This window comes from Ruminococcus albus AD2013 (genome assembly GCF_000526775.1).
GTDB lineage: Bacteria > Bacillota > Clostridia > Oscillospirales > Ruminococcaceae > Hominimerdicola > Hominimerdicola alba_A.
In genome coordinates, this window is the sequence record NZ_JAGS01000005.1 from 247,274 (window position 1) to 274,063 (window position 26,790).

24 protein-coding genes and 1 pseudogene are annotated in these 26,790 nt (G+C 35.7%); 15 read left to right on the forward strand and 10 right to left on the reverse strand.

From position 1 onward, the window contains the following. Positions 1-987 precede the first annotated feature (987 nt). Positions 988-1,275 (reverse strand): hypothetical protein, encoded by a 288-nt coding sequence (locus N773_RS22430; protein WP_155250952.1) that lies wholly within the window; start codon positions 1,273-1,275, stop codon positions 988-990. A 469-nt stretch (positions 1,276-1,744) separates the two neighbouring features. On the opposite strand from N773_RS22430, the gene N773_RS23115 reads away from it, so the two are divergent. From N773_RS23115 to N773_RS0118660, 12 genes are all read left to right on the forward strand, one after another. Beyond that, positions 1,745-2,077 (forward strand): hypothetical protein, encoded by a 333-nt coding sequence (locus N773_RS23115; protein WP_024859135.1) that lies wholly within the window; start codon positions 1,745-1,747, stop codon positions 2,075-2,077. 136 nt (positions 2,078-2,213) lie between these two features. Next, positions 2,214-2,564 carry a hypothetical protein gene (locus tag N773_RS0118615; protein ID WP_024859136.1) on the forward strand — a complete coding sequence of 117 codons (351 nt, stop codon included), beginning with the start codon at positions 2,214-2,216 and terminating at the stop codon, positions 2,562-2,564. A gap of 397 nt (positions 2,565-2,961) precedes the next feature. Next, on the forward strand, positions 2,962-3,705 hold the full coding sequence (locus N773_RS0118620) for a hypothetical protein (RefSeq protein ID WP_024859137.1): 744 nt from the start codon (positions 2,962-2,964) through the stop codon (positions 3,703-3,705). Between the two features lies 1 nt (position 3,706). Then, positions 3,707-4,258, forward strand: coding sequence for a hypothetical protein (locus tag N773_RS0118625; RefSeq protein ID WP_024859138.1), 552 nt, complete (start codon positions 3,707-3,709; stop codon positions 4,256-4,258). Then, positions 4,255-5,031 carry a PP2C family protein-serine/threonine phosphatase gene (locus N773_RS0118630; protein ID WP_013483359.1) on the forward strand — a complete coding sequence of 259 codons (777 nt, stop codon included), beginning with the start codon at positions 4,255-4,257 and terminating at the stop codon, positions 5,029-5,031. Before N773_RS0118625 ends, N773_RS0118630 begins: the two co-directional genes overlap by 4 nt. 5 nt (positions 5,032-5,036) lie before the next feature. Further along, a complete protein-coding gene (locus tag N773_RS0118635; RefSeq protein WP_051454334.1) occupies positions 5,037-7,019 on the forward strand; it encodes a DNA topoisomerase in 1,983 nt (660 codons plus the stop codon). A 263-nt stretch (positions 7,020-7,282) separates the two neighbouring features. Then, the gene (locus tag N773_RS0118640; protein ID WP_155250953.1) at positions 7,283-7,720 is read left to right on the forward strand and encodes a hypothetical protein; all 438 of its coding nucleotides are present in this window, start codon (positions 7,283-7,285) and stop codon (positions 7,718-7,720) included. A gap of 3 nt (positions 7,721-7,723) precedes the next feature. Continuing rightward, a complete protein-coding gene (locus N773_RS0118645; RefSeq protein WP_024859141.1) occupies positions 7,724-8,224 on the forward strand; it encodes a hypothetical protein in 501 nt (166 codons plus the stop codon). A gap of 373 nt (positions 8,225-8,597) precedes the next feature. Beyond that, a complete protein-coding gene (locus N773_RS23570) occupies positions 8,598-8,714 on the forward strand; it encodes a transposase (RefSeq protein WP_242840462.1) in 117 nt (38 codons plus the stop codon). Between the two features lie 71 nt (positions 8,715-8,785). After that, positions 8,786-9,475 (forward strand): ABC transporter ATP-binding protein, encoded by a 690-nt coding sequence (locus N773_RS0118650; protein WP_242840463.1) that lies wholly within the window; start codon positions 8,786-8,788, stop codon positions 9,473-9,475. Positions 9,476-9,605: 130 nt separating this feature from the next. Beyond that, complete coding sequence (locus N773_RS0118655; protein ID WP_196231691.1) at positions 9,606-10,643, forward strand: FtsX-like permease family protein; 1,038 nt, start codon at positions 9,606-9,608, stop codon at positions 10,641-10,643. 117 nt (positions 10,644-10,760) lie between these two features. Beyond that, complete coding sequence (locus N773_RS0118660) at positions 10,761-12,041, forward strand: ABC transporter permease (protein WP_196231692.1); 1,281 nt, start codon at positions 10,761-10,763, stop codon at positions 12,039-12,041. Positions 12,042-12,322: 281 nt separating this feature from the next. Here N773_RS0118660 and N773_RS0118665 read toward each other — a convergent pair whose 3' ends face one another. The 7 genes from N773_RS0118665 to N773_RS22750 all read right to left on the reverse strand — a co-directional run bounded on the left by N773_RS0118665 (position 12,323) and on the right by N773_RS22750 (position 20,665). After that, positions 12,323-13,528, reverse strand: a complete 1,206-nt coding sequence (locus N773_RS0118665) for a dockerin type I domain-containing protein (protein ID WP_024859145.1) — start codon at positions 13,526-13,528, stop codon at positions 12,323-12,325. Positions 13,529-13,832: 304 nt separating this feature from the next. Then, on the reverse strand, positions 13,833-14,111 hold the full coding sequence (locus N773_RS0118670; RefSeq protein ID WP_024859146.1) for a hypothetical protein: 279 nt from the start codon (positions 14,109-14,111) through the stop codon (positions 13,833-13,835). Between the two features lie 327 nt (positions 14,112-14,438). Further along, the gene (locus tag N773_RS0118675) at positions 14,439-15,860 is read right to left on the reverse strand and encodes a hypothetical protein (RefSeq protein WP_024859147.1); all 1,422 of its coding nucleotides are present in this window, start codon (positions 15,858-15,860) and stop codon (positions 14,439-14,441) included. A 188-nt stretch (positions 15,861-16,048) separates the two neighbouring features. Further along, entirely contained in the window at positions 16,049-16,543 is a 495-nt protein-coding gene (locus N773_RS0118680; protein ID WP_080678418.1) for a hypothetical protein, read from the reverse strand. Positions 16,544-16,547: 4 nt separating this feature from the next. Beyond that, a complete protein-coding gene (locus N773_RS0118685) occupies positions 16,548-18,938 on the reverse strand; it encodes a cobaltochelatase CobT-related protein (protein ID WP_080678419.1) in 2,391 nt (796 codons plus the stop codon). A gap of 64 nt (positions 18,939-19,002) precedes the next feature. After that, positions 19,003-20,532, reverse strand: a complete 1,530-nt coding sequence (locus N773_RS0118690) for an AAA family ATPase (protein ID WP_024859150.1) — start codon at positions 20,530-20,532, stop codon at positions 19,003-19,005. Further along, positions 20,516-20,665, reverse strand: coding sequence for a hypothetical protein (locus tag N773_RS22750; RefSeq protein ID WP_196231693.1), 150 nt, complete (start codon positions 20,663-20,665; stop codon positions 20,516-20,518). Before N773_RS22750 ends, N773_RS0118690 begins: the two co-directional genes overlap by 17 nt. A 323-nt stretch (positions 20,666-20,988) precedes the next feature. Here N773_RS22750 and N773_RS0118700 point away from each other — a divergent pair, with 323 nt between their 5' ends. Beyond that, complete coding sequence (locus N773_RS0118700; RefSeq protein WP_080678421.1) at positions 20,989-22,731, forward strand: leucine-rich repeat protein; 1,743 nt, start codon at positions 20,989-20,991, stop codon at positions 22,729-22,731. 65 nt (positions 22,732-22,796) lie between these two features. On the opposite strand, the gene N773_RS0118705 is transcribed toward N773_RS0118700, so the two are convergent. Further along, on the reverse strand, positions 22,797-23,990 hold the full coding sequence (locus N773_RS0118705) for a hypothetical protein (protein ID WP_024859152.1): 1,194 nt from the start codon (positions 23,988-23,990) through the stop codon (positions 22,797-22,799). Between the two features lie 391 nt (positions 23,991-24,381). On the opposite strand from N773_RS0118705, the gene N773_RS0118715 reads away from it, so the two are divergent. After that, on the forward strand, positions 24,382-24,651 hold the full coding sequence (locus N773_RS0118715) for a hypothetical protein (protein WP_024859154.1): 270 nt from the start codon (positions 24,382-24,384) through the stop codon (positions 24,649-24,651). A gap of 27 nt (positions 24,652-24,678) precedes the next feature. On the opposite strand, the gene N773_RS0118720 is transcribed toward N773_RS0118715, so the two are convergent. Continuing rightward, the gene (locus N773_RS0118720; RefSeq protein ID WP_024859155.1) at positions 24,679-24,936 is read right to left on the reverse strand and encodes a DUF370 domain-containing protein; all 258 of its coding nucleotides are present in this window, start codon (positions 24,934-24,936) and stop codon (positions 24,679-24,681) included. Positions 24,937-25,599: 663 nt separating this feature from the next. Between N773_RS0118720 and tnpB the strand changes: the two are divergent. Continuing rightward, positions 25,600-26,717: pseudogene (gene tnpB / locus N773_RS20765) on the forward strand (IS200/IS605 family element RNA-guided endonuclease TnpB). The last annotated feature ends 73 nt before the right edge of the window (positions 26,718-26,790 follow it).

Genomic DNA, 26,790 nt, shown 5'->3' on the forward strand with positions numbered 1-26,790 from the left:
AGTTTTGGTGCAGTTTTAGGGTAGTTTTAGGGCAGAAATGAACTCAAACGCTGTTTGTAGCCCGGGATTTCCTCCGATTTGGGTATGTTTTGGGTATCATTTGGGTATGTTTTCGTTTCTATTTTCCTTTATGAGTCTAAAACTAACTTTTCGAATTAGTTTTAGGATTTTGAAGATTTTTGCTTCATTTGAGGCACCTTTTTATTCAAGCTTTGAATAAAATTTCCAGAATTTTCCTTCGTTACGCTAAAACTAAATTTAGTTTTAGAAATATGAAATTAGTTTTAGAAATATGAAACTAATTAGTTTTAGCACGCTAAAGTTAGTTTTAGCGTGCTAAAGCGTTTTCTTCAAGGTTTGAATAATATTATTCTTATTATTGAAGAGATTTATTCAACGGTTGAATAATAATTTGCAAATTATGGGAAAGAATTTACAATAATTGGCTACATATACCAAAATATGTAAGTTTTGGCAAAATCTTAATATATTTATATAACCGCTTCATTCGGAGATCAGAAAACATCCCAAACTACTAAAATCAGCCTAAATTTTAGACTATTTATGTTATTTCAGAACACATATCTGTCTAGTTTTAAGACACTTATTTGTCTAATTTTCTATCACCTGCGCCTTATCAGTTACATTTCTATCTAAATATTAGTCAATAATCAGCCTAAAAATTAGACTTGGTTGTTTGTGAGCTCTTGCATTTATCTAAAATTTAGACATTTATCTATCTGAATTTTAGACACTTAATTTAAGACGAATAAATAACTGCCTGAATATTAGACAGTTATTTGTCTTGATTTTAGACAGATTAATTCAGAGTTTTTCTTGATGTAGTTTAAGCAGCAATTCTCCAGCTCTGTTATTATGTATTATTCTCACGGATAAGTGTATAAGGAATTATGTGTTTTTCTTTTTCGGTCAAATACGCTTCGCGATCTTTATAATATTCTTTCTTTAATTCATCGTATTGTATTATTAATTGAGCTTTGATTTCCTTCTCTTTTTAAACTTATAATTCTGTATTCTATCTTGTATTATAGACATTTGCTTTTTGATATTGGGATCTCCGGAGTAGTCGGGGTAGTTGATATCAATTAATCCCCCATCTGTGAATTTAAGCTTGTTAGAACATTCCGGACAGTGCATTTCAATGTCTCCGCTTCGTGTCTGATTCCAGTCATTCATGGAATCACCACGAAAAATCTCTCCTTTTCCGCATGGACATTTACATCGAGCGGTGATACGATATATCTCGTAACTCATTTTACCCTCCTGGATCATTTGATCGCTTTTCGCTAAAAAAATAAAAAACCCGCCTTTCGTTTGGCGGGCAATTATGATAATTATCACTCCGGTCACATGCAAACCGGGGGCATAAGATCTTTTCCGTATAGGCAATCCCCGAAGATCACGGTTGTTTGATCTCTTGGTTTTAGACATTGCTTTTTGCTGCGCTGCAGAAAGTCAATCTGATTTTCTGTAGATTACAATTAACCGACGCAATGTTTACCGGTCTAAGAACGTCAAATGTCACCCATTTTTTGTCCTTAATTTTACATTATGATTATAACACACATATACCTGTTTTGTCAATTGTCAGGAGTCGTTTTTTATAAATTATTCATATGAGGTTAATAAAATTGATTCAAAAAACTATTTCATAGTACATTATTATACCCAGCTATTTGTAAAACAAAATATGCTGTTTTTAAAATAACGGTGATTCGCAATCTTGATTTTTGTCATAAAGCAAGCTTTATATTTTATCACACTTGAGGTTTTGGCTGAACAATTTGAAAAAGTATTTAGAAAAGATGTCTTGAACATCATGCCCTTATTCTGCTATAATAATATCATCGATAAAGGAAAGGAATGTTTATGTATGTCACGAGTAACGGTTGGAGAAAAAGTTAAGATTTTAGAAGACTATCTGGATATCCGGAAAGGTTCTGTCGCTACTATTATTTATATTGACGATTTTGATCAGGTAACTGTTTCCTGGCATAGTGGCGGACAGTCCAGTTTTCCTGAGGAATATTTGTATAAGATGTTTGCTGTAGCTTAAATAATTGTTATCTTCCCTGTTCGATTTATAGAACAGGGCTTTTTTTATCTATCGAAATTTCCACATATAATATTATCAGATACTTTTTTGATAACTGGAGATAAAAAGTAAATACGTTAGAAAGCAGGTGTTTAAAATGAACACAACTCTCCGAGAATTTATATGTAATGTAGAAACTATAAAAGAAAAAGATACTGAAATTGATTTTTATCAAGATGGACTCAGCGGAAACAAACTTCATGAGCTGCGGATCTCTAAAAAAGCATCTGAACGAACGCTTTTAGACATTTCAAGGCTGACTGAGGCTCAGAAAGACGGGCTTGCCCAATGCGGTACCTTGTGTTGGTGCTGTCAGCATTCTACAGATCTGGAATGCAGATGGTTTCAAAACTTCAGACCGGTTCCGGGGTGGGTAGCTATTCCGGAAAGATGCATGAATACTATATCTTATATGGTTTTTGATTGTCCGAACTTCTTGAGGACGTGAAGATTTGCCGACGAAAAAGAACAATATAAAGAACCTATCACTTATAAAGTAGATATTGCGGATGATGTTTTAGTCGGTAATATCCGAATCTGAAATAACTAAGTTATGCATAAACAGAGTAAGGTACGGTTGAGACTGCAGGTGTATAACGTATGTATTCAAGGCTCTCTCTTTGGGAGCCTTTTTTTGTGTAAAAAAAGAGTTTATTGTATTCAGAAACTCTTTGAAATAGTCTTAGGTTGTTGTCGTGACATTCTCCCAAGCTTTTAGTCGGGGGGAGAATGTTATTATATAGAAAAATTATTTTCAATAAAAATAACTATATAAAATTTTTAATTCACGAGAAAATCTGCTATAATATATATAGCAAATAAATTTTAATAAGGAGTTGATCTTTGTGATCATAACTGATAAACAGAAAATGGCGATTATACTTGAATATGAGGAGATACTTGTAGAAAAAAGAAGGCAGGCCTCAACATATTACTTCGGGGACAACGCAGATAGAAACAATTCTATCGCTGTTGAGATCTTTAGGTATCTCATCGAAAATATTTTAGGTTGGGATTCTGAGACAGCTGAACAGAGACTGGATCTTGAAATACTAAAAAATTATAAGGTTGACAAGTATTTGTCTTATATAAATTTCTACAATGAACCTAACGGCAAGGCTAGGTTTTACACCTCAGAAGAAAACGGCGAAGCGCATAAAAAAATGGTCAAGTCTGATATTCAGGTGTTGCTCAAATATGTTTTCGGTCCCCGTTACCATTTAGATGAAAGGGAAATGATAATCGTTACATATAACGATCTTCTTAACGGAGTTATCAAGAAGTTTCCAAAACATTTCTTCGATGTTATAAACGATGGTAAGCTTAAGGTTGCTATATGTTTACAGCATGCAATCACACAGCAACAGAATTTTGAAAACATAGAAGATGTATACAGGCTTTTTGGTGATCGTAACATCCTGAAGTGGTTGGATAAATGGAAGCTCCGCGATATCGCAGAACAATTCTATGATTCTCCGATCGACTTTTTGCATGACGCTTTACCTGAAACAGAGAAAGACGAGGTTTTCTATAACTATTATAAAAGACAATACGAAGAGTTTATATCTGAATCCGGAAGGAAATTTTAGTATGAGACTATCTAAGAAAATTGCTCCGGTATTATTTTCTTTATCTTTGTTTTTTTTATCAGCCTGCGAAAAAGAAACAATCGAAACTAAAAGAGAAATAAAAGCCGAAGAATGGATAATGTCTGTTGATGAAACGGAAGATAAGCTGAATGAGCTGATAAAGTCAACACAAGACGTATACACTTTATATGTCATTGGTAAAATGTCACCAGATGATTTTCTTGTTGAGCTTGAAGTTCAGCAAAATATGTTGTTTTCTATTCAAAAGAACTATACAGATAAAAAGAGCGATCTGGTTATCGAACCTGAAAGCAGTGAAGATGCAAAAAAAGGGATAGCTTCTTTTGAAGACCTTTTTGAAGATATCAACGGATTGTATGTAGCATCGGTCAATCAGATCGGAACTCCATATTCCGCAGCGGAAGTATCTTTTATCTACTTGAATTACAAAGATAAGATCATTGACGATTACGCTGTGTACAGTGCAGCTGTAATCCTTTCAAAAAATAGTGACTCCGGGGAGGTGACGGCTGATAATTCAGCCGAGAAATGATAGTATTTGATGGAATGAGTGACATTGGCGTTAATCGTGAAAGGCAGGAAGATGTTATTTATCAGTTCGCCTTAGATACTGAAACTTTTGTATTTATCGTAGCCGATGGTATAGGCGGAATTGAGGGACAGTATAATCCTGCAAGTATTGCATGCGCCGAAGTAATCAACCTGATAAAAAGGCGCTTTGACCGTGAAGGAACAGCCATCTTTGATAATGCGGACAGTTTAATGGATGAGGCTTTTTATCTTGCTAACAGAGTTCTCGGAGTATTCAATGCTGTTAATGACGAACGTTTTCCCAACTTTGGCTGCAGCATGACCTGTTGTGTTATTCATAAAGAGAAGGTATATTTTGCACATTGCGGAAACACAAGACTTCAGTGGATCACCACAAATAAGAACAAAGAGCCAAAAATCATTCAGATGACAGTTGATCATACGGCAAACTACAATGAGTACCTGCAGAATAAAATAGATGAAAGAGAGTACATGGAAAGCGTGGCTATGCACCAGCTGACGAGCAATATAGGCTCATTTGCTGAACCTCAGATACAGACAGGTTCTTTTGATTTTAAGAATGGTGTCATAGTGATAACATCTGATGGTATTCATTGTGCTCTCTGGCAGCATATCATTATGGAACTTGTACTTACAGCTGATAATACAAAATCAGCTGTAAGAGCCTTGATAGATGCTGCAAAGATCAGGAAATACGAAGATAATATGTCAACCATAGTTATTTTTAATGAGAAGAGTAGCGAGAAAGGATAACGAATTTGGTAGGGATTTTAACCGAAAAAAATAGTGCTTTTGAGAACTTTAAAAAGGCGCTGGGCGGCGTAAGCGGTATATACAACGGAGAACAATTTATTCTTACTCATGCAAAAGGTCATTTGTATCAATTCGAGGAACCTTACAAGCAAGTCGATGCTTCTTTATCCGGAAAATACAAGTCTTGGAACATCGACTTTCTTCCCTGGAATGAAAAGGAATTTAAATGGAGAAGGATAAAGAAGCCCGGAGCAGATGCACTGCTTAAGGAAATTTATAATGTACTATCTAAGTGTGATGAAATCGTCATTGCAACTGATGATGATCCTTCTGGCGAAGGAGAATTGCTTGCATGGGAGATATTGAGTGAACTGAAGCTTAGACCGAGAAAATATTCAAGAATGTACTTCCCGGATGAAGCAGCGGTAAACATCCAGAAGGCTTTTGTAAGCAGAAAAGAGATTCCTTCTATGGATAAAGATATGGACTATATAAAGGCTCTATATCGAACCAAATGGGATTTTATTTCCATTCAGTTCACTAGGATCGCTACCATATTCGGAGATGGAAGGTCCGTACTCAGGCAAGGACGTTTAAAATCTGCAATGGTATGGCTTGTAGGCGAGCAGCTTAAAGCTGTAAGCGAATACAAAAAAACGCCATTTTATCAGACGAGGTTTAAAGATGAAAATGGTAATGTATATACCAATAACTCCGAAGAAAAATATAAAAACAAAGCTGATGTTCCTAGTAAATATAAGCTTTCCGGCGTTGTTGTCGATTCAAAAGAGATTAAATCACAGCCACCCGGGAAGCTGCTGGATCTTGCAGCATTATCTTCAATATTATCTGCCAAGGGAATAAAAGCAAGCGAACTTTTGGCTACCTATCAGAAAATGTACGAAGACCAGATCGTAAGTTATCCACGAACTGAAGATAAAAAGATAACTATAGATCAGTTTAATGAACTTCTCCCCAAAATAGACGCAATTGCAAATGTAGTAGGAGTCAAGACTTCCCTGTTGACACATAGAACTCCGCGTAAAACTCATATCTCAACGGGTTGTGCGCATGGAGCTAACCGGCCTGGCCCGGTAGTCCCTAAATCGCTGGCAGATCTAAAAAAGTACGGAAAGGGAGCTGCAGAGATATACACAACGCTTGCCAAAAACTATTTGGCAATGCTGGCGGAAGACTATGAATATGAACTTCAAAAAGGGCATATAGAGATGTATCCAGAATTTATTGGAAAAATTGCTGTCCCGAAAAAAATAGGATACAAAGCGGTATTTAATTATGCAGATGATGAAGAAGAAAAAACTATAGGTAAAGAACTCGGAAAAACTGCATCACCGTTTATACATGAGGGATTTGCAAAGAAACCCACTGTGCCAACACAGAAATGGTTAATGAAACAACTTGAAAAATATGACGTTGGCACAGGTGCCACACGAGTAAGTACCTATTCAGAGGTTACAGACGAATCAGCCAAATTTCCGTTACTTGTAGATAAAAAGGGTAAGATAACTATGACCCAGTGCGGTGAAATGAGTTACAGGATCTTGCCGGGAACGAATATAGGAAATATAAAGATAACAGAACAGGTCATGCTTAACATGAAGGAAATAGCTGCAGGAAAAAGTGATCCAGAGGAACTGCTTGCTGAGATCCGGGAATTAGTAAAGCATGATATAGAGGTCATGAAAAAAAACGGAGCAGCTATGCGAACCGCATTGTCTATCAAGCCGGTTGAAGTCAAAGATAAAACCGTTGGCGAATGGAACGGTAAAACCATTAAGATAAGTTCCGCATGGGGCGGTCATACATTTACAAGCGATGAATTGAAAGATCTATTTGCGGGAAAATCCATAACAATAACCGGGCTTAAAAGTAAGGCAGGGAATGTGTATGGAGTGATCGGCAAGCTTGCGGAACAGGAATACCAAGGACATAAATTCATAGGATTCCAACGCGAAAAATTTGTATAATATTCTATCTTCGCGAGTGAATATTATATCCTGCATAACACACCAAATAATATAAAAATACAGGGAAAGACCGATTGGTAATACAATCGGTCTTATTTAAGTGATACTTAAAGAAAATTGTGCGAAATGTCTAATTTAAAAATGCATTAATGAAATTAATTGACAAATACACTTATACGTGATATAATATGTGCAGACTTGAAAAATGGATAAAATTATCTATCCATTTTTATGTCATAAAATTTTAGAAAGAAGGAATTAAATTGAAAATCAAAAAAGTAACTACAATGCTGACATGTGTTTCCTTGATAGGCGCTTGTTTATCAATGACAGGATGCGACGGAGGTGCAAAACACAAGGATACAAAAACAAGTAGCACATTTGTTGCCAATTGTTCCGGCGGAGATACAGTAAGTGGACACAGCAATAAAATCACATTAACACAGAAAAGTGACGGAAAGAAAACTGTTTCTGTTTCAGACTTTTATATTGATTTAGTCGTTGAGGACTGTAAGGTTACAGCAAGTTCCAACACAACATGGTCTACACAGCCTAAGAAGGGCGGAACAACAACCGTTAATAAACTTAATTATACTATTGCAGGTCGTAAGCAGACAACAAATGGAACAATTTCATGGACTTCCTTAGATACTGATGGAGATTCCAAAGCAGAGGGCGACGCTACTTTCAGCACAACCTAAATAATGATTAGAAAAGCTTTACTTATTCCATCTCTTTGTATAATACCTTTGTTTGTTTCTTGTTCATCCGATAAAGAAACACATGAAGATATTAAGGATGATTTCGCAATCAATTACGGTGTGTATGTATGTACGCATGAAGATGGAAGTACCTCAGAAATTGAAATTGATAAAGATCATTGTACTATAAGAAATGCTGATTATTCACAGTTTTATAAAAGCTATTTTCTTGATGTGTATTTAGAGCGAAAAGAAAAAGCTAATGAAAATGGATATGAATTAACCACAGATGATCAGATGCAGATAGTGGACGAAGCCAAGTCTGTTGATTTTTCGGCTTATAATAATACGCCATTACAGTATAGCTGGGATGAAGATCAGGGCGATGCCAGAAATGTGATTCTGTATGATACAGATGGAAAGGTTATTCCAGGTATGGGACCGACTTATTATTATGATGATCATACACTCGGAACTGCTGAAGGTATATATGTATTAAAATGATTTTAAGCAAGAATCGTCACTTGTTGTTTGATGATTCTTGCTTTTTAATGTGAGGAATCAACTCCCCAGTTGTAGTAACGGCTTAAGCCTTCGACCATTAACCTCGATAGGTATTGCTATCTAAAGTGGCTATTCAAGTGTATTTACTGAAAAACAGCTTTGTGATAAGGAATAATCTTTATTCCAAACAAGGTCATATTGAGACATTATAAAAGATGGTTTAATTCATTTTTTCTGGTTTTACCTTGTCCGATACAGATGCAGAAACTTGTAATTTTGCTGTTAGCGTAACCTGTTCTGTTCCATAAATGACTCCTTTCATTGACAATTCACTAAAAATTTTATATAATAATCATTAGTGAAAGTCAGGTGATTGAGGAAAATTTCAAAACAATATTGGAAGAAAAAGATATTTTGGTCTGACGGCTATTTCGCTTGCAGTATTGGCGAAGTGCCGGCAGTAACAATTAAAAGGTATACTGGAATATAAGGTTAACAAAAAGAGAACGATGCTCGCTCCCACCGCATAAAGGCAGTGGGAGGGAGCACCTGAAAGGATTTATGAAATATATGTGTTTGATAAAATGTCATGGTATATCTAAAGAAGTTTCTGTAGGTACTCATAAAAAGTATATCCTTAAAGATATTAATTTGGATATTGAAGAGGCTGAATATATCGCAGTTATCGGACATTCAGGCAGTGGCAAATCTTCATTGATGAATATACTTGGTTTGATTGATGTTCCTACTTCAGGATATTTAGAAATCTGTGGTCATGATTCCAGAGAATTAAATGATAAATATAAATCACTTCTGCGGAATAAATATATAGGGTATGTTTTTCAATCATTTTATCTGGAACCGAGCTATACTGTGTTTCAAAATGTTCAAATGCCACTTTTGATAAATGGGACAGATAAAGCTCAGAGGAATCAAAAAGTATCTGAAGCACTTTCTAAAGTTGGATTGCTAGATAAAGCGAATCAACTTTCGTATACTTTATCCGGTGGTGAACAACAACGAGTCAGCATTGCTAGAGCTATAGTAAATTCACCCAAAATACTACTAGCAGATGAGCCTTGCGGAAATTTAGATTCAAAAAATACAAAGATTATAATGGATTTGCTAAAATCATTAAATGATTCAGGAAAAACAGTTGTACTTATTACACACAGTCCTGAGGATTCCAAGCAAGCAAATCGACATATATTGCTTAAGGACGGTATGATCGTTTATGATAAAAATTTATAATCATCTATTGATCGTATTTTTAGAGATCAAAAATTTCAAAAAATTATTTTTGTTGTTCGTAATGATTTTGTCTATTTTATTAGGCACTGAGATCTCCATATTGAATCTTACAAAAAAGATACCGTATGAAATGAACGAATATATCACTCTTACCGGCAAATCAACTATACAATTATTAGATGTTCCCATACAAAATATCGATACGATAGAAAATATGCCTGTCAATGTTGTATATTATGATTTCCCATTGTTATCTCCTGTTTCTATTGGATTAGATGAAGGAAAAGAGCTTTATACGAAAATTGATTCAGAACAAATAGCTCTCAATAACAGTGGAACAGTTTTACGCTGGAAAGAAGGAAAAACTATATCTTATATAGATTATGTTAATAATAATTTGTTATGCGGACAGAAAATAGATCGGAATATTGAACATGATTGTAGTATATGGATATCTAAACAGGCTTCAGACATATTGAATCTTAATGTCAATGATGAGATAGAATTTAGTGTAGATAGTGCTGCAGCAAAAAAAGTTCATGTCCGAATATGTGGAATATATGATCAAACCTTAGAAACAGAATACGCATTTTTTATTACGGTTCCACTGTATTTACAATCATTCAGCGAAGTTGAAGCAATCAATATGCAGGTGGTGCCTGAGCAGCTAGAATATTATAATAAAGTAATCAAAATACTCGATGATGAGGGTTTTGACTCGTATTACGATCCAACCTTTATTAATGGAATGGTAACTTTGCTATACTCTCTTTATGGTGTATGCATACTTATAGTTGCTATTGAATTTAGTGTTACATTATCTATATTTAAAAACTATTCGGATAAAAGGAACTATTTCTTTTCTATAAACAGAGCAGTTGGCATGTCAAATAGATCTGTTATACTAATAATGTGTTTGATCATGGAATTATTGCTTTTGGTATCATATGTTATTGGATTGTTTATCTCTCGTTATGTAACAGATTATATCATTGATTATTTTTCAAAGATTTTTGATGGAATCAAGATTTCAAATAACAACTACGCTATAAATTCAGTAATCGTACTTGCAACTTCCGTGATCTTGATGCTTCTAACTTCTGTTCTGATAACTTTTTCCGCTTGTAAATCGACTATAAAGGAACTGATAAACAGAAAAGACTTATAAAGTTCTATACATTAAATTTATATGAAATACTGGTGATATAAATTGAAATATATTGATTTGATTAAAATATCTTTATTGAATATCAAAGCAAGAAAGATATATTTTATCCACCTGTTATTGGAAATCGCTGTCGTTTCATCTATTATAATATTGTGGATATGCCTTTCGATTTCATTAAGGAAAAACAACGAAAGATACATTAATGAGAACTATTCATTATGTAACCTCTCAGTAAATTTAGAGCTGGATGGCTTAGGTAATATAACAGAAAATAACAATTATCGTATTTTTAACAAGGTAAGTGAGTGGGATAATATATCTGATCCAAGCATTATTGCTTATCCGAATATTCCGGAGTTAGTTGGCAAAGAAAACTGGATCTTTGTCAATGTTGATAATGTATATATGCAAATCGATGAGCAAAATTATTATGGCAATAATGATTTCTCATTTAATTTTGGGACTGAAGAAGATGAGGATTCAGTGAGAAAAGCCGTAAGATTCAATTTAGGAATTTTGTATAACGATTCTTTTTATAATAAAAATGATCTTGCAGAGTTTAATTATCGTTATCCAAATGAAAATGTGATCTTATACGGAAATTCAAAGCCACAAGATGGTGAAGTTTTGATATCAGATTATATGCTTGAAAGATTTGGAATCAGTAATGATATGCAATCATTATTGGGAAAAGAGATTACTTTTTATATAGATAATGATCGATTCGGCAATCAATACCGAATAGCCGGAATTATAAACAGCAAGCTATATAGATGTTCAAATCTATCGGATATCCCGCAGATTATTCTTGGGAAAAATGCTCTTAAAGATATCCCTGCTTACAAAGCAGAAGCCATCTTCCCGGCAGATAGTTTTGTGAAACTTCCAAAACTGTTTGAAAAAGCAGAAAAAGAAGGACTTGGGATCAACATCTTACTATGGGATATAATAGATACGTATTACATTCTTGATGCAGCGAAGAATACCCTTAATAAAGTAGTTACTGTATTTGGGTTACTGATAATTATAGCCGTTCTATTGAACATGTATAATATATTGCTTCGAAATATAGAATCTATGAAAACCGTATTTGGACTATATCAGGCTATAGGCATGACAAAAATCCAGACAATAAAAATCTTTATTATGCAGATATTGTTCGTGACATTTGTATCAATTACGGTTTCATCTGTGTTATCAGCGTTTGTATTAAGAATAGCGTCAAAAACGATGACCAGTTTCGTTGGGGTAACTATCACTTCCGATATAAAAGATTATTTCCTGTCAATTCTGGCAGCGACTCTTATGGTTCTGATTGTCATTGCTGTATTTGCATTTACGAAACTAGCCATATTTTTTAGTAAGCAGCCTGCAATATTGTTAAAGAAAAATAGTTAAGATTATTTTTATCTACTTATAGACTATAGACGAACAAAGAACTCTTTCGCCTGAGCGTCAGAGTTCTTTTTGCTTTAATTATTCTATATCAAAAAGCTCGCGTTCCGTTGTAAGCTCATAAAATCAACAGCACTTTCAGTCTGCGTTGTTCATTGAAGTATAATAAATTCCAATTAATTTTATATAAAAGAAATTAGCCACACTACAATTGTGGAAAGTACAATATTTGTACGCTATGAAAATGCGGTCACTTACAATAACGATTTGTTTATTTATCGTTATTAGCTGAGTCTGTAGATACCGGGATTGTTATTCTGAGAAAATGAGGTATCGTTTGAATAGAAATATGAATATTGAGGGTAAGTTGCGATCAGATCACCACTTGCCTTTCCATTATATCTATAGTCATCATAGCTGTATTGAGTAGAATTCTTCTTGTACCTGTAAACATCGCCATGTTCATTTCCGAGGTATGCATATTGAAGATGATTGGAAGCATCGTTATCATCGACAACATTCATATCTGCCGGAGAGAATACAAGATTTGCTTTTTCACCATTCCATACCTGACCATGTGTATGGACATAGGCAACGGCATCGGAAGTATGTATTGCTTCCCAATTGTCATCGCCTAATTCACCATTAACACTATCTCTGACAGGACCCCAAACAATATGATTAAATGTATATTTGTTTCCAACCTTAACAATGCCCGCACCGTACTCTCTGTTCTGATTAACTGACATACCGTTGTAAGCAATTATAAAATCTTTTGCTGCCTCATCGATAGAGGAATACTGATGTCTTGCTTTGACTCTGCTTTGAGCTTGTCTAATCAGGTTCGGATAACTATTTGTGCTGAACCAAAGCTGCCTACCATCTCTTTTTCGTCTAAGTCTCAGAATTCCGTCATTACCGAGGGAGAGAATATAATCTGAAAATGGACTATTGCTTGTTTTGGATTGCCAGATCCAACGAGATGAACTATTATAAACAACAAGGTTTCCATCCTGCTGTAATGCAAGGTATGCTCCGGGATTATTTTGTGTATATGTTGCCCAAATTGCAATATTCTTTACTGGTGTTTTGTAATATACAACAAAATTACCGTCATTCTGCATGATAGCGAAGTACTTGCCGTCTGGAGATGTCAACTGCTGACCTCTGCTAAGCAGGGTGTTATTCTTCGAAGTGCAGGAGATAGAACTGCCTCTATTGTTATTATTAGTCATCTTTTGTAGTGACACAACATCGGCAATATTTATGTTTCCGTCACCGTTTATATCTGCGTTACCACGGTTGATTGACACATTTCTTAAAACAACATAACGATTCAGAAGATTCACGTCATTACCATCGACTCTGTTATCGTTGTTGACATCACCGATAAAATTACTTGCTGATGCTGTCAGGCAGGTTGTTGAAGCACATGTAAACAAAGTGACTACAGCTAAAGCTGAAGCCAGTTTCTTTTTAAAATTTTTCATAGTATTCTAGTTCCTTTTAATGTTGATTATTCGTTAGTTATTTACTACTTTCACTCATCGAAGCTAACTCCGGAGTTTTTTATAAGCAATACAATCGAAAAATAGTGAAAGAAATATGTAAAATGATTGATCAAGTCATTTATTAAATTATTATATCATATAATTATATAAAAATCAATGATTGGATAAATCGAATTGTAATAAATAACATATTTATGCGTAATTAATCATGAGTTTTAATGAGGTTTGTATAGCCTCGCTTAAATCAGTTTTACGCGCTTCCATGAAACCTATATAATCCATATTACTCCCCCGCCATTTTCGTTTCTTTGGCTTTTACGAGTTCCTTATTATTATCATCCCATGCTCGCATAAGAATATCAAGTTCGTCATCATCGATAGAAGAAAGCGTTTCTCCGGTCAACGTGTGTAAAGCTATAATTATAGCGTAATAAAAAGTGTTTTGATTATTGCTGCGTGTTTTGGTTCTCATGGTTTTTAGTATGAATTCAGCGATTTTGGAAGCGGCATGATACATCTTCGAATTTATATATAATTCTTTATTGTTTATTTTTATGATCATAAAAATCTCTCCCTTTTAATTTCAATTCTTCGCAAAAAATCTCGGGAAACTTTCGGTGTGAGCAATAACTCCGGTGGCGTGGCATTTAATTAACCCTTTTTGAAAATTCCTATCTGAAATAACTGCTTCGATTCCGTTTTTGGAATAGATAATGGCTTTTCCAAAATAACCCTTTCGGTGACATCCTCCCCCGCCTAAAGAGGCGGGGCTTCCCGTCCTCGGTGGGTTTGGTTCTCGTTCGATAGTACTAATGCACTAAGCATAAGCGAGCTAACCCCGTGTGTCCCACGGTTTTTTATGATTTAATGCTACGCTATGGATATATAACTAATGCTCGGGCTTTACTATCCAGCTTGAGCGTTCAAATGGCTGCACATAAGTTTCGTTATCGTCAAGGTCATAACCGAGTGATTGAGCAAGCGCCAGCGCTCTTTCAGATGCTTTTTGTCCATCCGGTAATTTACGGATATAACCGCTGATATGCTTTATCTCAGATTCGTAGCGATCGTCACCGGCAATTGTTCGAATGTGCTTGATCTCCGTTGGAACTCTCAGTTTGCCGCCTATTGAAGTAAAAGTTACATCTGCATTTTTATCGAAGATATAATCATTATAGGACTCCGATGTAGGTAAAACATTTGTATCTGAACCAACAAATGCAGCATAACACCATAAAATTAAAGTCTCAACAAATCGTCCCAGAAGAATAATTTGTTCTTCTGTGAATGCAAACATTGACGCAAATTGTTTAGTCTGTGTATTATAAAAACCTGCCGTTTCGCCTTGTGTAGTTTCCATTCGATAAAGGCATACAATAGCTCCATTGTGATAGATCTCTTTGAGCAGCACGTCTTTCATAAATGTACTGTTTTCAAAATGGATCTTTAAACCGTTAGAAGAAAGTGTTTTTCGACGATGACAAAGAGTTTCTTTTAATGTATCGTTGTCCTTAAGCAATTTGGGAATACTTTTCAAATACATTCCCAGTTCAGGATTGAACCTTTTTTGCGGAATAATGTCTATCGTAAACTCGTTTATATATGGAGTCAGGTAAGCTACTGAGTTTGTGTGGAGCTGCTGAGTAACACGAAGTACATCTGCATCTTCCCATGAATTGATCTTATATCCTCTTTTTTCGTATATTCTGAACATTGTGTCAGGTTTTAGCTTCTCTGGTGCCGTAAGCGCTATGTGTTCGAACTCGTGAACGCAAGAGTCCAAATTCGGGCAGATATCATCTACCTCGATGAGCTCCCCTTTTGTGGTCACACCTGCGACCATTTTGTTTACTTCAAACTTATTTTTGCGCAAAAATTCAGCCTGATTCATCAATAGATTGGTATAAGCCCGATAAACGAGCTGTCGTTTTGTGTCCATGATTTTCATATCTTCATTCTGAAAATATGACACGAATTCGAAAAAGCGCAAATAATAGTTGTTCTTCTTTATAGTAGATGCCATTTTGAGATAAAAGTCATAAAGCTGTTCGGTGAAAACATCCGGTTTCTCTTTCGCCATTTCTAAAACATACTGATATCTTCCGACAAAACTGCCAAAGTTTTTGTCCTTAACAAGCATATACAGTTCAAGGTACAGGTCGTCGGCAGGAATATCATTTATCAGATCAATGATACTTTTAGCTGCCATCAGAGTTCTTCTGTGCAGTACGTAGACTGGTTCTCCCTTGTTATAATACTTTTTATCAAGCTTTTTGGCATGTTTTAGATACCATTCTGTTACATCATTCATATAAACGCCGCAGAATACCCCAACGCTTTATGTTGAGCAGAAAAGCGGCTCCCCTCCTCTCAATTAGCTATCTGTAGACGAAAATATCTTATTAATGGTTTAAGCTTACCCTCTATAATTATATTATAGCAGATTTTTCAAAAAAAATCAAAAGCTCCTGCCGAAGCAAGAGCTTTAACGATCAAATATTAATTCAGATAGGGCTTGATCATATTTCTCAATCTTTCAAGTATTTCATTAAAAATACTTTCAAAATCCTGAGAGCCATCATTGAGCAAGTCGGATAATTTTTTAAATCCTTTGCCTCTGACAACATCTCTATATATAGGCCTTACCAAATCAGGGATATCTTTGGGAAATTTGTTGATTTTTTCTGCGTATGAAAGATTTTCATCCTCTTTCACTGACCGTATATATGAAATAACAGCGCGTATCAGTTTCTTTTTATCTTCTGTAGTCCTTTCGCTCCACTGATCCATAGTGCTTTTCACATCAATGGTATCAGGAAGCTTTGTATTGTTGATTTTTGGTTCAGGGGCTGTATCGGGCATTTCAATTGGAGTAAGAGGCAGTCTTTCAGCTTCTGGACTACCGCTATATTTACTTTCCAGTTTCCTCATTTCTTTTTGGAGCTCCGGATCATCCGATACTAGGTATAGTAATTTACCATCTTCAATCAGCATTATATCACCTTTCCTTAATTAATTGTTTTAGGATCGCTGAGCCAAAATCCCTGAGTAGATCAGAGAGATTGTCGTTTTCTGTGAAATTTACTCCATAGATTTCTTTCAAGACCTCGTCATCCGTTCCGCCAATAGCGATTCCGTGAACGACAAGACCATCAGCGGTTGCTTGACGTACAGCATCTTTAGTGTCTGCAACGCCAATATTTGAATAATTTCTATATGCTTGCGCTGCAGGCTGACCATCAGAAATTACAATCAACAGCTTATTTTTCTCGGTTCTTTTTTGAAGAAGTCTCGAAGCATATCTTATACTATATCCGTCAAAATTATTCATTCTGGCAGATATATTCATAAGAGAATAACGTTCATCGATGGTGTTTTTCCATCGAACGTAATGTAAGTGATACGCCTCGTATCCGTCTATATCTGCAGTAAAGCCCATGATATAAAGTGGTATTTTAGCTTTAGCACACGCTTCAGCTATGCCGATCGCTGCCCTCCTTGCGGATTTTGAACGCCGCCCGCAGCTCATAGATCCGCTTTCGTCAACAGATATAAAGACTGCTAAATCATTTTCTCCGGCTGTTCTTCTTTTGTCAAAGAGTTTTGTGGTAGGATGAGCATCAAAACGCGAATACCTGTCAACCGATAAACGACCCGAAGAACGTCTTGTTTTTACAGTGTTAGGTTTTGCAGATGCTCTTTTCAGCTTTTCAGCAAGTTTATCTATATCTCCGGCAATGCATGATACTTCGTTTTCGTATGCCGTTGAAAGAGATGATGATGTACCGTCAAGAACAACGTTTTTGCATTTTGCTTTTGTAAAACCTCTTCCTTGTATATCCGGGAAATCGATCAATTTATCGTCATTTATATTCTTTTTTTCAAAAATAATTTCGTTATTTATGATTTCGTCGATCTCTTCGTTTATTCTATCGATCTCTTCGGGGCTGATTTCAACATCTTCCCAAATATCATCATCTTCGAGATCAGTATTGATGGATTCAACATCCAAGTTTTCCATTACAAGGTCATTTGAACCGCTTGTATTGTCGTTTCCTTCCACTTCTGAATCTTTTTTTGAGAAATCGTTAGCTGCTTCTTTTTCACTTGATTCATCATTTTCTGCTTTCGCCTCATCAGAGGAATCATTATCCGCAGGCTCTTCTTTTATATTTGAACCCTCTGCTCCATCTGATTTGTTTTCATCAGATTTGTCGGAACTATTACTTTTACAATGGTCTTCATTATCAGTAGATTCAGATTTGATCCCGTTGTTTGAATCACCATTCTCATCATTGGTACTATCATTCTTTGAAGAACCGGAACCGCTGTTTCCTTTTGATTCTGCATCTTCCTTCTCTTCTGGCTCATTATCATCATCGATGATTTTGATGGTAACTTCTTCTCCTTCAGAGTTATCATCATTTTTTTCGAGATTTTCAAGAAGTTTTTCAAGTTCCTTTTTAGTCATCTCGATCGTTCTTTTTTTTCTTGATTCCTTTTTTTCTTTCTTTTTGGTTTCATCTTCGCTTTTTTCGCCCGGTGATGCACTTGAGGCATCTGATGAATGTGTACCTTTACCTTGTCGAGCAAGATCACGAGCCAGATTTTTAAGCAGCTCTTCCATTAACTCTTGTTGCTTAAGGAGTGGTTCCCAGAAAACCTTTAGCTTCTCGAAGACAAAATAAGCGATTAAAATGCGCTTTTTTGCGTCTCCTTCTTCGATAGCTTCATCGTATGATGGTTGAATTTCCAGAAACATTTTTCTTGCTTCGGGAAATGTAAATTTTCCTTTGAGTAATCCTATATCTCCGTACTGCAGCATTGCGGCACAAACTTGGCTAAATGGATCATCGTACTCTTCCAGGCTCGGGCCTAATTCATAAGTTGATGTTACGGTAAAGCGAAGATCGTTAGGAAATCCGCCGCCTGTAGTTTCGTATGTCCAATACTCTATAGAAGTATCTTCGATTATATTCCATATACGATGGAATAAAGATACTTCCTTTTTTGTATAAGCCCTGGAGAGTTCTAACGGGGGGTAATCGTATTTCTTAAGCCAGTTAGTGAAATTTATGTTGGATGCAGTCTCCATTATTTTTATAAAGTTGTTGTGAGCATCAAAATCCGAGAATCTTTGGTGTCCGACCTCATGAATGTTCAGCCCGTTTATGAATCTTTTTGCATTCACCAGATACTCCGGTACACTCGGACTAAAAGGATTAATAGAAATAATTCGTTTGTCTTTTTTTGTTGTAGTGTAGGCTAAAGAATCGTCACATCTTTTGACATCGATTTTTTTCCCTACTATCATACTATCTATTTTCGATAGCTTTTTAAAATATCCATTCCAGAATCTTAAAAGTTCCGTCTTTGATTTTTCATTCATAAAATTCTCCTTATATAATTTGAAATAGCTGTGGTCATCTGACCGCAGCATTTCGATCGTTGTATTACTTTATTATATCGATTATTCCGACTTTTACATCCTCTGCGACATCTGGAGCATAAACCTTCAAGGGATTTACTAAAGTCCTTTGAAGTGCTTTTTTTGTTGAGATCCCTGCCGCAATCTGATCGAGGGCTGCAAGGCAATGTCTGAGAGTTAGTACCTTTATAAGTTCTGGCATATTTTCGGTTTTCAACCAGTCCAGAACCTTCCTATAAGTGCTGTATACTGTTTTTATCTGCTTTTCTGATACATCCTCGGTCTGTTTGCCGAGGATCTTTACGAATTGTTCATCCGCCGGATCATCGATCTCAAATACGTGTGGCGTTCTTGAGAAAAGCGCTTCAGACGGCATCTGAGAGCCTTGTGTGCCAATGTTACATGTCACACAGATCATGCACAGAGGATGTCTTACCGTTGGCAAGTATCCGTCTTTTTCGATGATAAAGGGTTTCTCGATTGCTTGTCCTATGGCACCCATGAGCATACCGGGATCAGCCAAATTGAATTCTTCAAGTACTACTATTCCTCCCCGCTCGAAGCCTTTAAGGAATGGTGTTTTACAGAACTTAAAGTTACTGCTTGAACCTGTATATCCTGCTGAGGATGTTTCTTCGGACGATGATATTTTAAGTTTTCCCTGATATTCATCTTCCTCGGAGTATCTTGTTGTTGTACATGGATAGTAGGGCATGCCTAATGCAGCGCATAGAGCTTTGCTCATGGTTGATTTACCTGTACCGGGCTTGCCGATAAAAGCGAAGCATTTACCGTAATTGCCGATTGCGTTTTCTCCTGTTTTACCGATATCCATATTTTGGATGATTTTTGTTCCGGCTCTGTGCATAGTGATCAGTGCGTCCTCAAAATCTTCACTAGGAATATACAAATCAAGGAAACTTAAAGAAGGAATGAGCTGTCTGTCGTCAGCGCTCCATTCATAAGGAAGAATGAATTCTCCTGATTTGCATCTTGATATTATGTCTACTATTGTTGTTTTTTCGGATTCTGATATAGTAGCTTTCTCTTTAAAATCGATTGCTGTAAAAATAGATGTATTTGCCGGGAAGTCGTTTGAAATGTTAGGTTTAAAGAACCTACCCATTTCTTTTATGCTTTCATCGCTGAGTGGTTCTCCATCTATAAATGCCGGTGAGCCTGAAGCAGGATCCTGACTTAGTTTGTTTTTTGCTGTGTAATAAAAAGAATCACATAGCAATAATGCGTCTTCATAATTTGCTTTTCCCGAAGATCTGATATCACTAATTACTTTTTTTGCTGTCTCTTGAAATTCTTCGTAATCAGGGTCTGCATTTGTCATATAATAAACTGTAGCAGCTGCTACAATATCTTTTGGAGAGAGTGTTTCTCTTGAAGATAATTCTCCATTATTGAATACTACAGGCTTTTCGTTGATTTCTGCGTATATTTTGTCACTCCCGCAAACAGCGCAGGCAACTTTTATTTCTTCCTTTACTATTCCCACCAAAATGGTGAAAACGTTAGAAAATTTTGATTTATGAACCCTTGGCATTTTTTTTTGAATTACCGACTCCGGGAGCACCTGTCGCTCCGGTCTTAATTGTTGTAGAACCCGGATTTCCTGATATGTATTCATCGGGAAATTTCATATTAGCTGCATAAATAGGCATTGATAAGTTGATCATTTTTAGTCCTCCTAAAATTATAATATATTCGATCGAATAGACACTCCAGCTCGTCAATCCATGATCTACAATAATTATATATGAAAATTTCTTTCAATATAATCGATATAAATCGGGGAAAGCTATTTTAGTGACAAGTATATTTACTGTTAAGGAAAAAGAAAAGATCTCAACTTGAAAAGTGAGAAAAACCGCGTAAATACTTCCACATCTGGATTTTCAGGATCTGGAAAGCTACGATAATTATTAAGTATAAGGTTATCTTATATTGATTTATTATATCGATTGTGCTATACTTATAATAAGAAAGTGAGGTGTTCTGATTGAAATTCAAAAACATATTCTCAGGAATTGTTTCAGCGTTAATGCTGAGCGCAAATTCAATGAGCATAACAACTTATGCAGACGTTTCAGAAGCGAAGCAGTGGGGCGATAACGCAAGTTATGTCATTGATTATGATACGGCAACAGTAACAATAACAGGAAAAGGTAAGCTTAAAAACACCGATACTGCAGGAACTAGCAATTCGCCTTTTAAGGGTGATACGTTTATTGAAAAAGTCGTTATCAGTGAAGGCATTACTTCACTATGCAATAATGCTTTTAACGGCTGTGCAAATCTAAAGGAAGTAGATCTCCCCGATAGCCTTGAATTTATAGGCAGAAACGCTTTTACCGGGACTGAACTGTTTAACAGCCAGATAAAGGAAAAATCTAATGAGTTAATAATGGTAGATAACTGGGTAGTTGATTTTTCAAAGAAAGGTGAAGATATTACTGAACTTGTCATTCCGGATGGATGTGTAGGAATAGGTACAGAAGCCTTCAAAAAGCTGATAGTAGGAATAGATCTTTTTTACAGAACTAAAAGTATAGAAAATATAGTTTTCCCCAATACTCTCAAATACATTAATTATGGTGCTTTTAATGAAGCTGAGATGAAACTTACAAGTCTGGAACTGCCTACTGAAAATGATCTGTATATAGACGATTATGCATTCAGTAATGCTTTTAGTGATAATGTTAATGATACTGTAAGGGCATTAGATATTGATATTCCCGGAAACGTAAAAGGAATCGGCGCCTTTGCTTTTAGTGGAAACAAGAGATTGCAAGGTGTTACTTTGAATGATGGTCTCCGTACATTATCTCATAATGCTTTTGATGGATGTTCGATATCAGAACAAGTAGTTATTCCTGATTCTCTTGAAAGATTGGGAAACGGAGCATTCAAGAATACACCGTTTGAAAAGCAATTTGACTCATCTGCTGAAAAGGCACTTTATCTTGGAAACTGGCTTTATAAAATCAATGGCAATAACCCATCTTATATAGACATTCGAGAAGGTACCCTCGGTATAGCTGATTCTCCCGGGATACCCGTAACTGCTGAATTCAAGCTCCCCTCTACACTGAAATACATAGGTTCAAATGCTTTTGCGGGACAAAAAAAGGAAAAAATACTTCTTCCCGAAAGCCTTGAAGCTATCTATCCAAGTGCATTTGAAAATTCCGGAATAAAAGCAATAAATTTTCCTAATGGTTTAAAATATATAGGTTCAAAAGCATTCAAAGGATGTAAAGGCATAACTAAGGCGGTGATTCCTGAAAGCGTTGAATTTATAGGTGATGGCGCTTTTTCGGGTTTGAACAACTCCAACAACGGAGCAACAGTTATTGTATACTCCAAAAATTGCATCATTGAACAGATAGAGTATGTAAATGTATACGCAATTAACTATGCGTTGGACTTTAATTATATTGTTGGCTATAAGGGCAGCACAGCAGAAGAATATTCGAATAAATACGCAACGGTTCAACATCCGTATATGCAGGAAGACGTATATTATCGTACATTCAAACCGCTACTCTTCGGAGATGTAAATACTGATAGCGTTATAAACGTAAGCGACATTACTAAGATTGCAGCGCATATAAAAGGGAAAAAACTTCTCGATGAAAACGCCCAGAAATTTGCCGATGTAAATGGTGATGGAGTGATCAACGTCAGCGATATAACAAAAATCGCTGCACATATTAAAGGTAAGAAATTACTGACACAATAAGTACCCATATTTCTCCTGATGCAAAAAATCTCCTATGGTTCATTGTTCCATGGGAGATTTTTTTCTTATTCAATTCCGTCAAGTAAAAGATCGGTTGTGGGATCACTCCATCCTTTTTCTTCAACGTCTTCTGCTTTTGATTCGCCTGATAATAAAGTATCCAGATTTTTAAACAGATCGCCGCGAAAATTAGATTCTACATTTTCATAGCCATCAGAGAATTTATTTTCCTTTAAGCGTTTTGAAATATTGTCGATATCGCTTAGGTTTGGATCGAATCCCATATCTGAGATCATTTTATTTTGTACTTTAGGGTCACGGAGTCCGTCAGTTCTTATATCATAAGTCTCATAACGACCCATATAACCGTTGTCATAGCTCGGGGGAATAAAATCATAAGCTATCTGAAAGTCTTTATCCGCTGTTCTTCTTAATTCCGTTTCCAGATCCATGATATCTTGCTTTTTCGATAAAAAATCGTTCCGGGCGATAGATTTGTCGCTGTCTTTACCATTAAAATCATTCTTTATTGAGCTTATTTGTCCAACTGCATAATTATTGACTTTTGTTTCCAGCGAACCAAAACTAAGTAGCTCAGGTGTGATATTATTAGGATTGATACTGTTCTTATAGCTGTTAAAGCTGTCCCATGCATCACTTATATTCATCATCTGACTTATTTCATTGTATCCTGTTGAGTTTCTTGCTGCACTGAAAAGAGAATCCCTGTTTGCAGAAAAATCCGCAAAAACCACTTGACTATCAAAAGTAAACTCTGTGTATGGAGTGAATTCTGATTTTAATCCATCACCGAAAGAATCTTTAAAGGAGCCTATTGCATTGAGAGTGTAGCCGGAATTATCCGGTAATGTTGCTTTTTGTCCGAATCCATACGCGGAAAGCCCTGCGACCATTTCGGCATATTGTTCTTTCATGTCAGCCTCCGTAGATATGTTTGTCATGTCAGGCAAAGAAAACTTCTGAGATGTAAATTCAGAATAATCAAACCCTGCCGACTCCAAAAAAGCATCCATTTGCTTATGAAAACCGTCAAAATCAGCAGTTATTCCCGTTGTAGGCTGAGCTGCCGGTTGGTTTAACTGTGTTTGCTCGGCTCCGTTTTGCATTACTTCGGAAAAATCAACGTTATTTCCATCATCAGCTATCATCATTCCGTTTGTATTATCAGAAGCAAAAGCTGTTATCTGTGTAGTAAGCACTGTAAGCGCCAAAACCGAAGCAATCATTTTATTTTTCATGATAATTTCCTCCCTGTCTTATTTCATTATTTTGAAGTCTCCTCTTTTAGTTGCGCTGGAATTATCGACGGATGGCTGAACTTGCTGCACATCAAGATCCAGCTTAGGGACAAATTTGGCCGGCTGTTTGAAGCTTTTTGGTTGTCCCTTTATCATTATCCTTATTTTGCATATAAGCAGATATATGGATATAAACAAAAAACCCAGTATGAAAAATAATATGCAAATACAGAATAAAAACCAGTAAGTCATACATTTTCCTCCTTTTTTTCACGTATTTACAGTTAAACTATATGTAAAAATAAAAAGCATGAAAAGATCATATACAATTTTTCATTCTTAAAAAAATCGAATATAATATAAGTAGTAAAATAAATAGTGAGGTGATAACATGTATTACATTACACGTTCTGATTACAATAAAACAGTTTCCGGGTTTAAGATCAAACCTCTTTCTTTGCCGCCACTTTCATTCGCAAAAGAGCTAAATGAAAATTTTGCGATGTATATCGGATGGGCTTTATGGATCGAATCTTATCTTCCCGAAAATCCTGATCCTGAAGAACTGAAGGTATCTGAAATGATAAGAGGTTTTTTGAAAAGAAATCTAACTGTTGTTGAAGATGATAAGTCAAAAGATCTTGTAAAAAAAGAATGGTAGCAAAGGCTGTCACGAAAGTGACAGCTTTTATTTATCATTGATGTTGCTGTTAACTGTCATCGAACATTTATTATATAACGTATCGGGATTATAATCCGAAGAGATAACTTCGTTGGTTTTTAGAACTATGATACTTTTAGTCCCCTTCCCTTTTGTTGCATTGATCAAAGCATTATTTTTCTTAGCGTTTGATGCAATTTCTTTTGCCGAATTTGATTTGCAGGAAAGAATAAAACGTATCTCGTCTGTGTTAATGATAAAATCATTACTGATCTTAGCTATCATATCGTGCTCTCCTTTACATTATTTATTGCTTATAATGATTATAGCAGAAAATTCCATTGAATAAAAACGCTGTTATTATCGAACCAAATTTTCGTATATAATAATTACAGACTTTTATTATTGATAACATGGAGTTTATTATTTAATAAAAGATGGACAAATTCCTTTTTTGCATAAGATGACGAGTGCGACTTTGTTTTATGATCATATACATATATACATAAATCAATCATTCACTTACAAACGAATCACTTATAGAATCAATAGACCATCGTTCGCGCCGATGGTCTATTTATCCTCTTTAAGCAAGAATACTCCCACCTCTTAGGTAGGAGATGAATTGCGTTCCCTACTCACTGGACTTTTCACTATGCTTATAGCATCAAATACTCAGTCGAATAAAATGGAGTGGCTAAAATACAGTGGATTTGGATAATAAAGCACATTCTTGCTTACAAGAGAGTTTTTTTTAAACAGGGCGAGAACACACGTTATTTCAACTGTGGGATGAAGCACTGTTTAAATTTTTACTAATTTTCTTGTATAATAATTCTGTAGTTAAAAATTGATAACCTGGAGGTCAGACAGATCAAATATAACTACTAATACAACACTATAAAGATTAACAATCAAGAACATAAAGCCATAAAAGGAGTGAACACTATGGCAAACAAAGCATTTAAATTCAGAATATACCCAAATAACGAGCAAAAGGTTTTGTTTGTCAAAACCTTCGGCTGTGTTAGATTGGTATATAACTATTGGTTATATAAAAAGATCAATCAGTATAAAGAATATAAAACAACTTTAAACTACAATGCTTGTGCCAAAGAAATGGCTGAACTTAAGAAAATGGAGAAATACTCATTCTTACGGGAGGTGGACAGCGTATCATTACAGCAGTCGCTTCGACACCTGGATACAGCGTTTCAGAACTTCTATAAACAGCCTAAAACAGGATTTCCCAGGTTCAAATCAAAAAAATGTAAAAAGAACAGCTATTCTACCGTTTGTATCAATGGTAACATAGCCATATCCAATGGATACTTAAAATTACCTAAAGTCGGACAAGTCAAAGTAAAACAGCACAGGAACATTCCTGATGAGTATGTTCTCAAGTCTGTGACAGTAAGTCATACTCCAAGCGGAAAATACTATGCAAGTATTCTGTATGAGTACGAAAACCAAGTACAGGAACAGGAACTGCATGACTTCTTAGGGCTTGACTTTTCAATGCACGAGCTGTACAAAGACAGCAACGGCAATGAACCGGCTTACCCCGGATACTACAGAAGAGCTGAAAAAAAGCTAAAAAGAGAACAAAGAAAACTTTCTCTTATGCAGAAAGGCACTAAAACCGTGATAAACAACGTATCAAGGTTGCTAAAATGCATGAGAAAGTAGCAAATCAACGAAAGGACTTTCTACATAAACAGTCAAGACAGATAGCCAATGCCTATGATTGTGTATGTATAGAAGATCTTAACATGCAAGCAATGTCTCAGGCACTTAAATTTGGCAAGTCGGTTTCAGATAACGGATGGGGAATGTTTGTAACCTACCTGAAGTACAAACTGGAAGAACAGGGCAAAAGGCTTGTAAAGATAGATAGATTCTTTGCGAGCAGTCAGACTTGTTCGTGCTGTGGCTACATCAATAAGGAAACAAAGAACCTTGCTATAAGAGCATGGGATTGTCCCGAATGCGGAACTCACCATGACAGAGATGTAAATGCTGCAATAAATATAAGAAACGAAGGTATGCGTATAGCATTAGCGTAGCCTTAAATCATAAAAACCGTGGGACACACGGGGGTAGCTCGCTTATGCTTAGTGCATTAGTACTATCGAACGA

Coding starts and splice junctions, on each gene's coding strand:
- N773_RS0118705 (WP_024859152.1), bottom strand. CDS start 23,990: ATGAAAAATAAAATGATTGCTTCGGTTTTGGCGCTTACAGTGCTTACT.
- N773_RS0118625 (WP_024859138.1), top strand. CDS start 3,707: ATGAGACTATCTAAGAAAATTGCTCCGGTATTATTTTCTTTATCTTTG.
- N773_RS0118630 (WP_013483359.1), top strand. CDS start 4,255: ATGATAGTATTTGATGGAATGAGTGACATTGGCGTTAATCGTGAAAGG.
- N773_RS0118690 (WP_024859150.1), bottom strand. CDS start 20,532: ATGCCAAGGGTTCATAAATCAAAATTTTCTAACGTTTTCACCATTTTG.
- N773_RS22750 (WP_196231693.1), bottom strand. CDS start 20,665: ATGATCAACTTATCAATGCCTATTTATGCAGCTAATATGAAATTTCCC.
- N773_RS0118655 (WP_196231691.1), top strand. CDS start 9,606: ATGAACGAATATATCACTCTTACCGGCAAATCAACTATACAATTATTA.
- N773_RS0118675 (WP_024859147.1), bottom strand. CDS start 15,860: ATGAATGATGTAACAGAATGGTATCTAAAACATGCCAAAAAGCTTGAT.
- N773_RS0118650 (WP_242840463.1), top strand. CDS start 8,786: ATGAAATATATGTGTTTGATAAAATGTCATGGTATATCTAAAGAAGTT.
- N773_RS0118665 (WP_024859145.1), bottom strand. CDS start 13,528: ATGAAAAATTTTAAAAAGAAACTGGCTTCAGCTTTAGCTGTAGTCACT.
- N773_RS0118720 (WP_024859155.1), bottom strand. CDS start 24,936: ATGATAGCTAAGATCAGTAATGATTTTATCATTAACACAGACGAGATA.
- N773_RS22430 (WP_155250952.1), bottom strand. CDS start 1,275: ATGAGTTACGAGATATATCGTATCACCGCTCGATGTAAATGTCCATGC.
- N773_RS0118645 (WP_024859141.1), top strand. CDS start 7,724: ATGATTAGAAAAGCTTTACTTATTCCATCTCTTTGTATAATACCTTTG.
- N773_RS0118680 (WP_080678418.1), bottom strand. CDS start 16,543: ATGCTGATTGAAGATGGTAAATTACTATACCTAGTATCGGATGATCCG.
- N773_RS0118670 (WP_024859146.1), bottom strand. CDS start 14,111: ATGATCATAAAAATAAACAATAAAGAATTATATATAAATTCGAAGATG.
- N773_RS0118685 (WP_080678419.1), bottom strand. CDS start 18,938: ATGAATGAAAAATCAAAGACGGAACTTTTAAGATTCTGGAATGGATAT.
- N773_RS0118615 (WP_024859136.1), top strand. CDS start 2,214: ATGAACACAACTCTCCGAGAATTTATATGTAATGTAGAAACTATAAAA.
- N773_RS0118715 (WP_024859154.1), top strand. CDS start 24,382: ATGTATTACATTACACGTTCTGATTACAATAAAACAGTTTCCGGGTTT.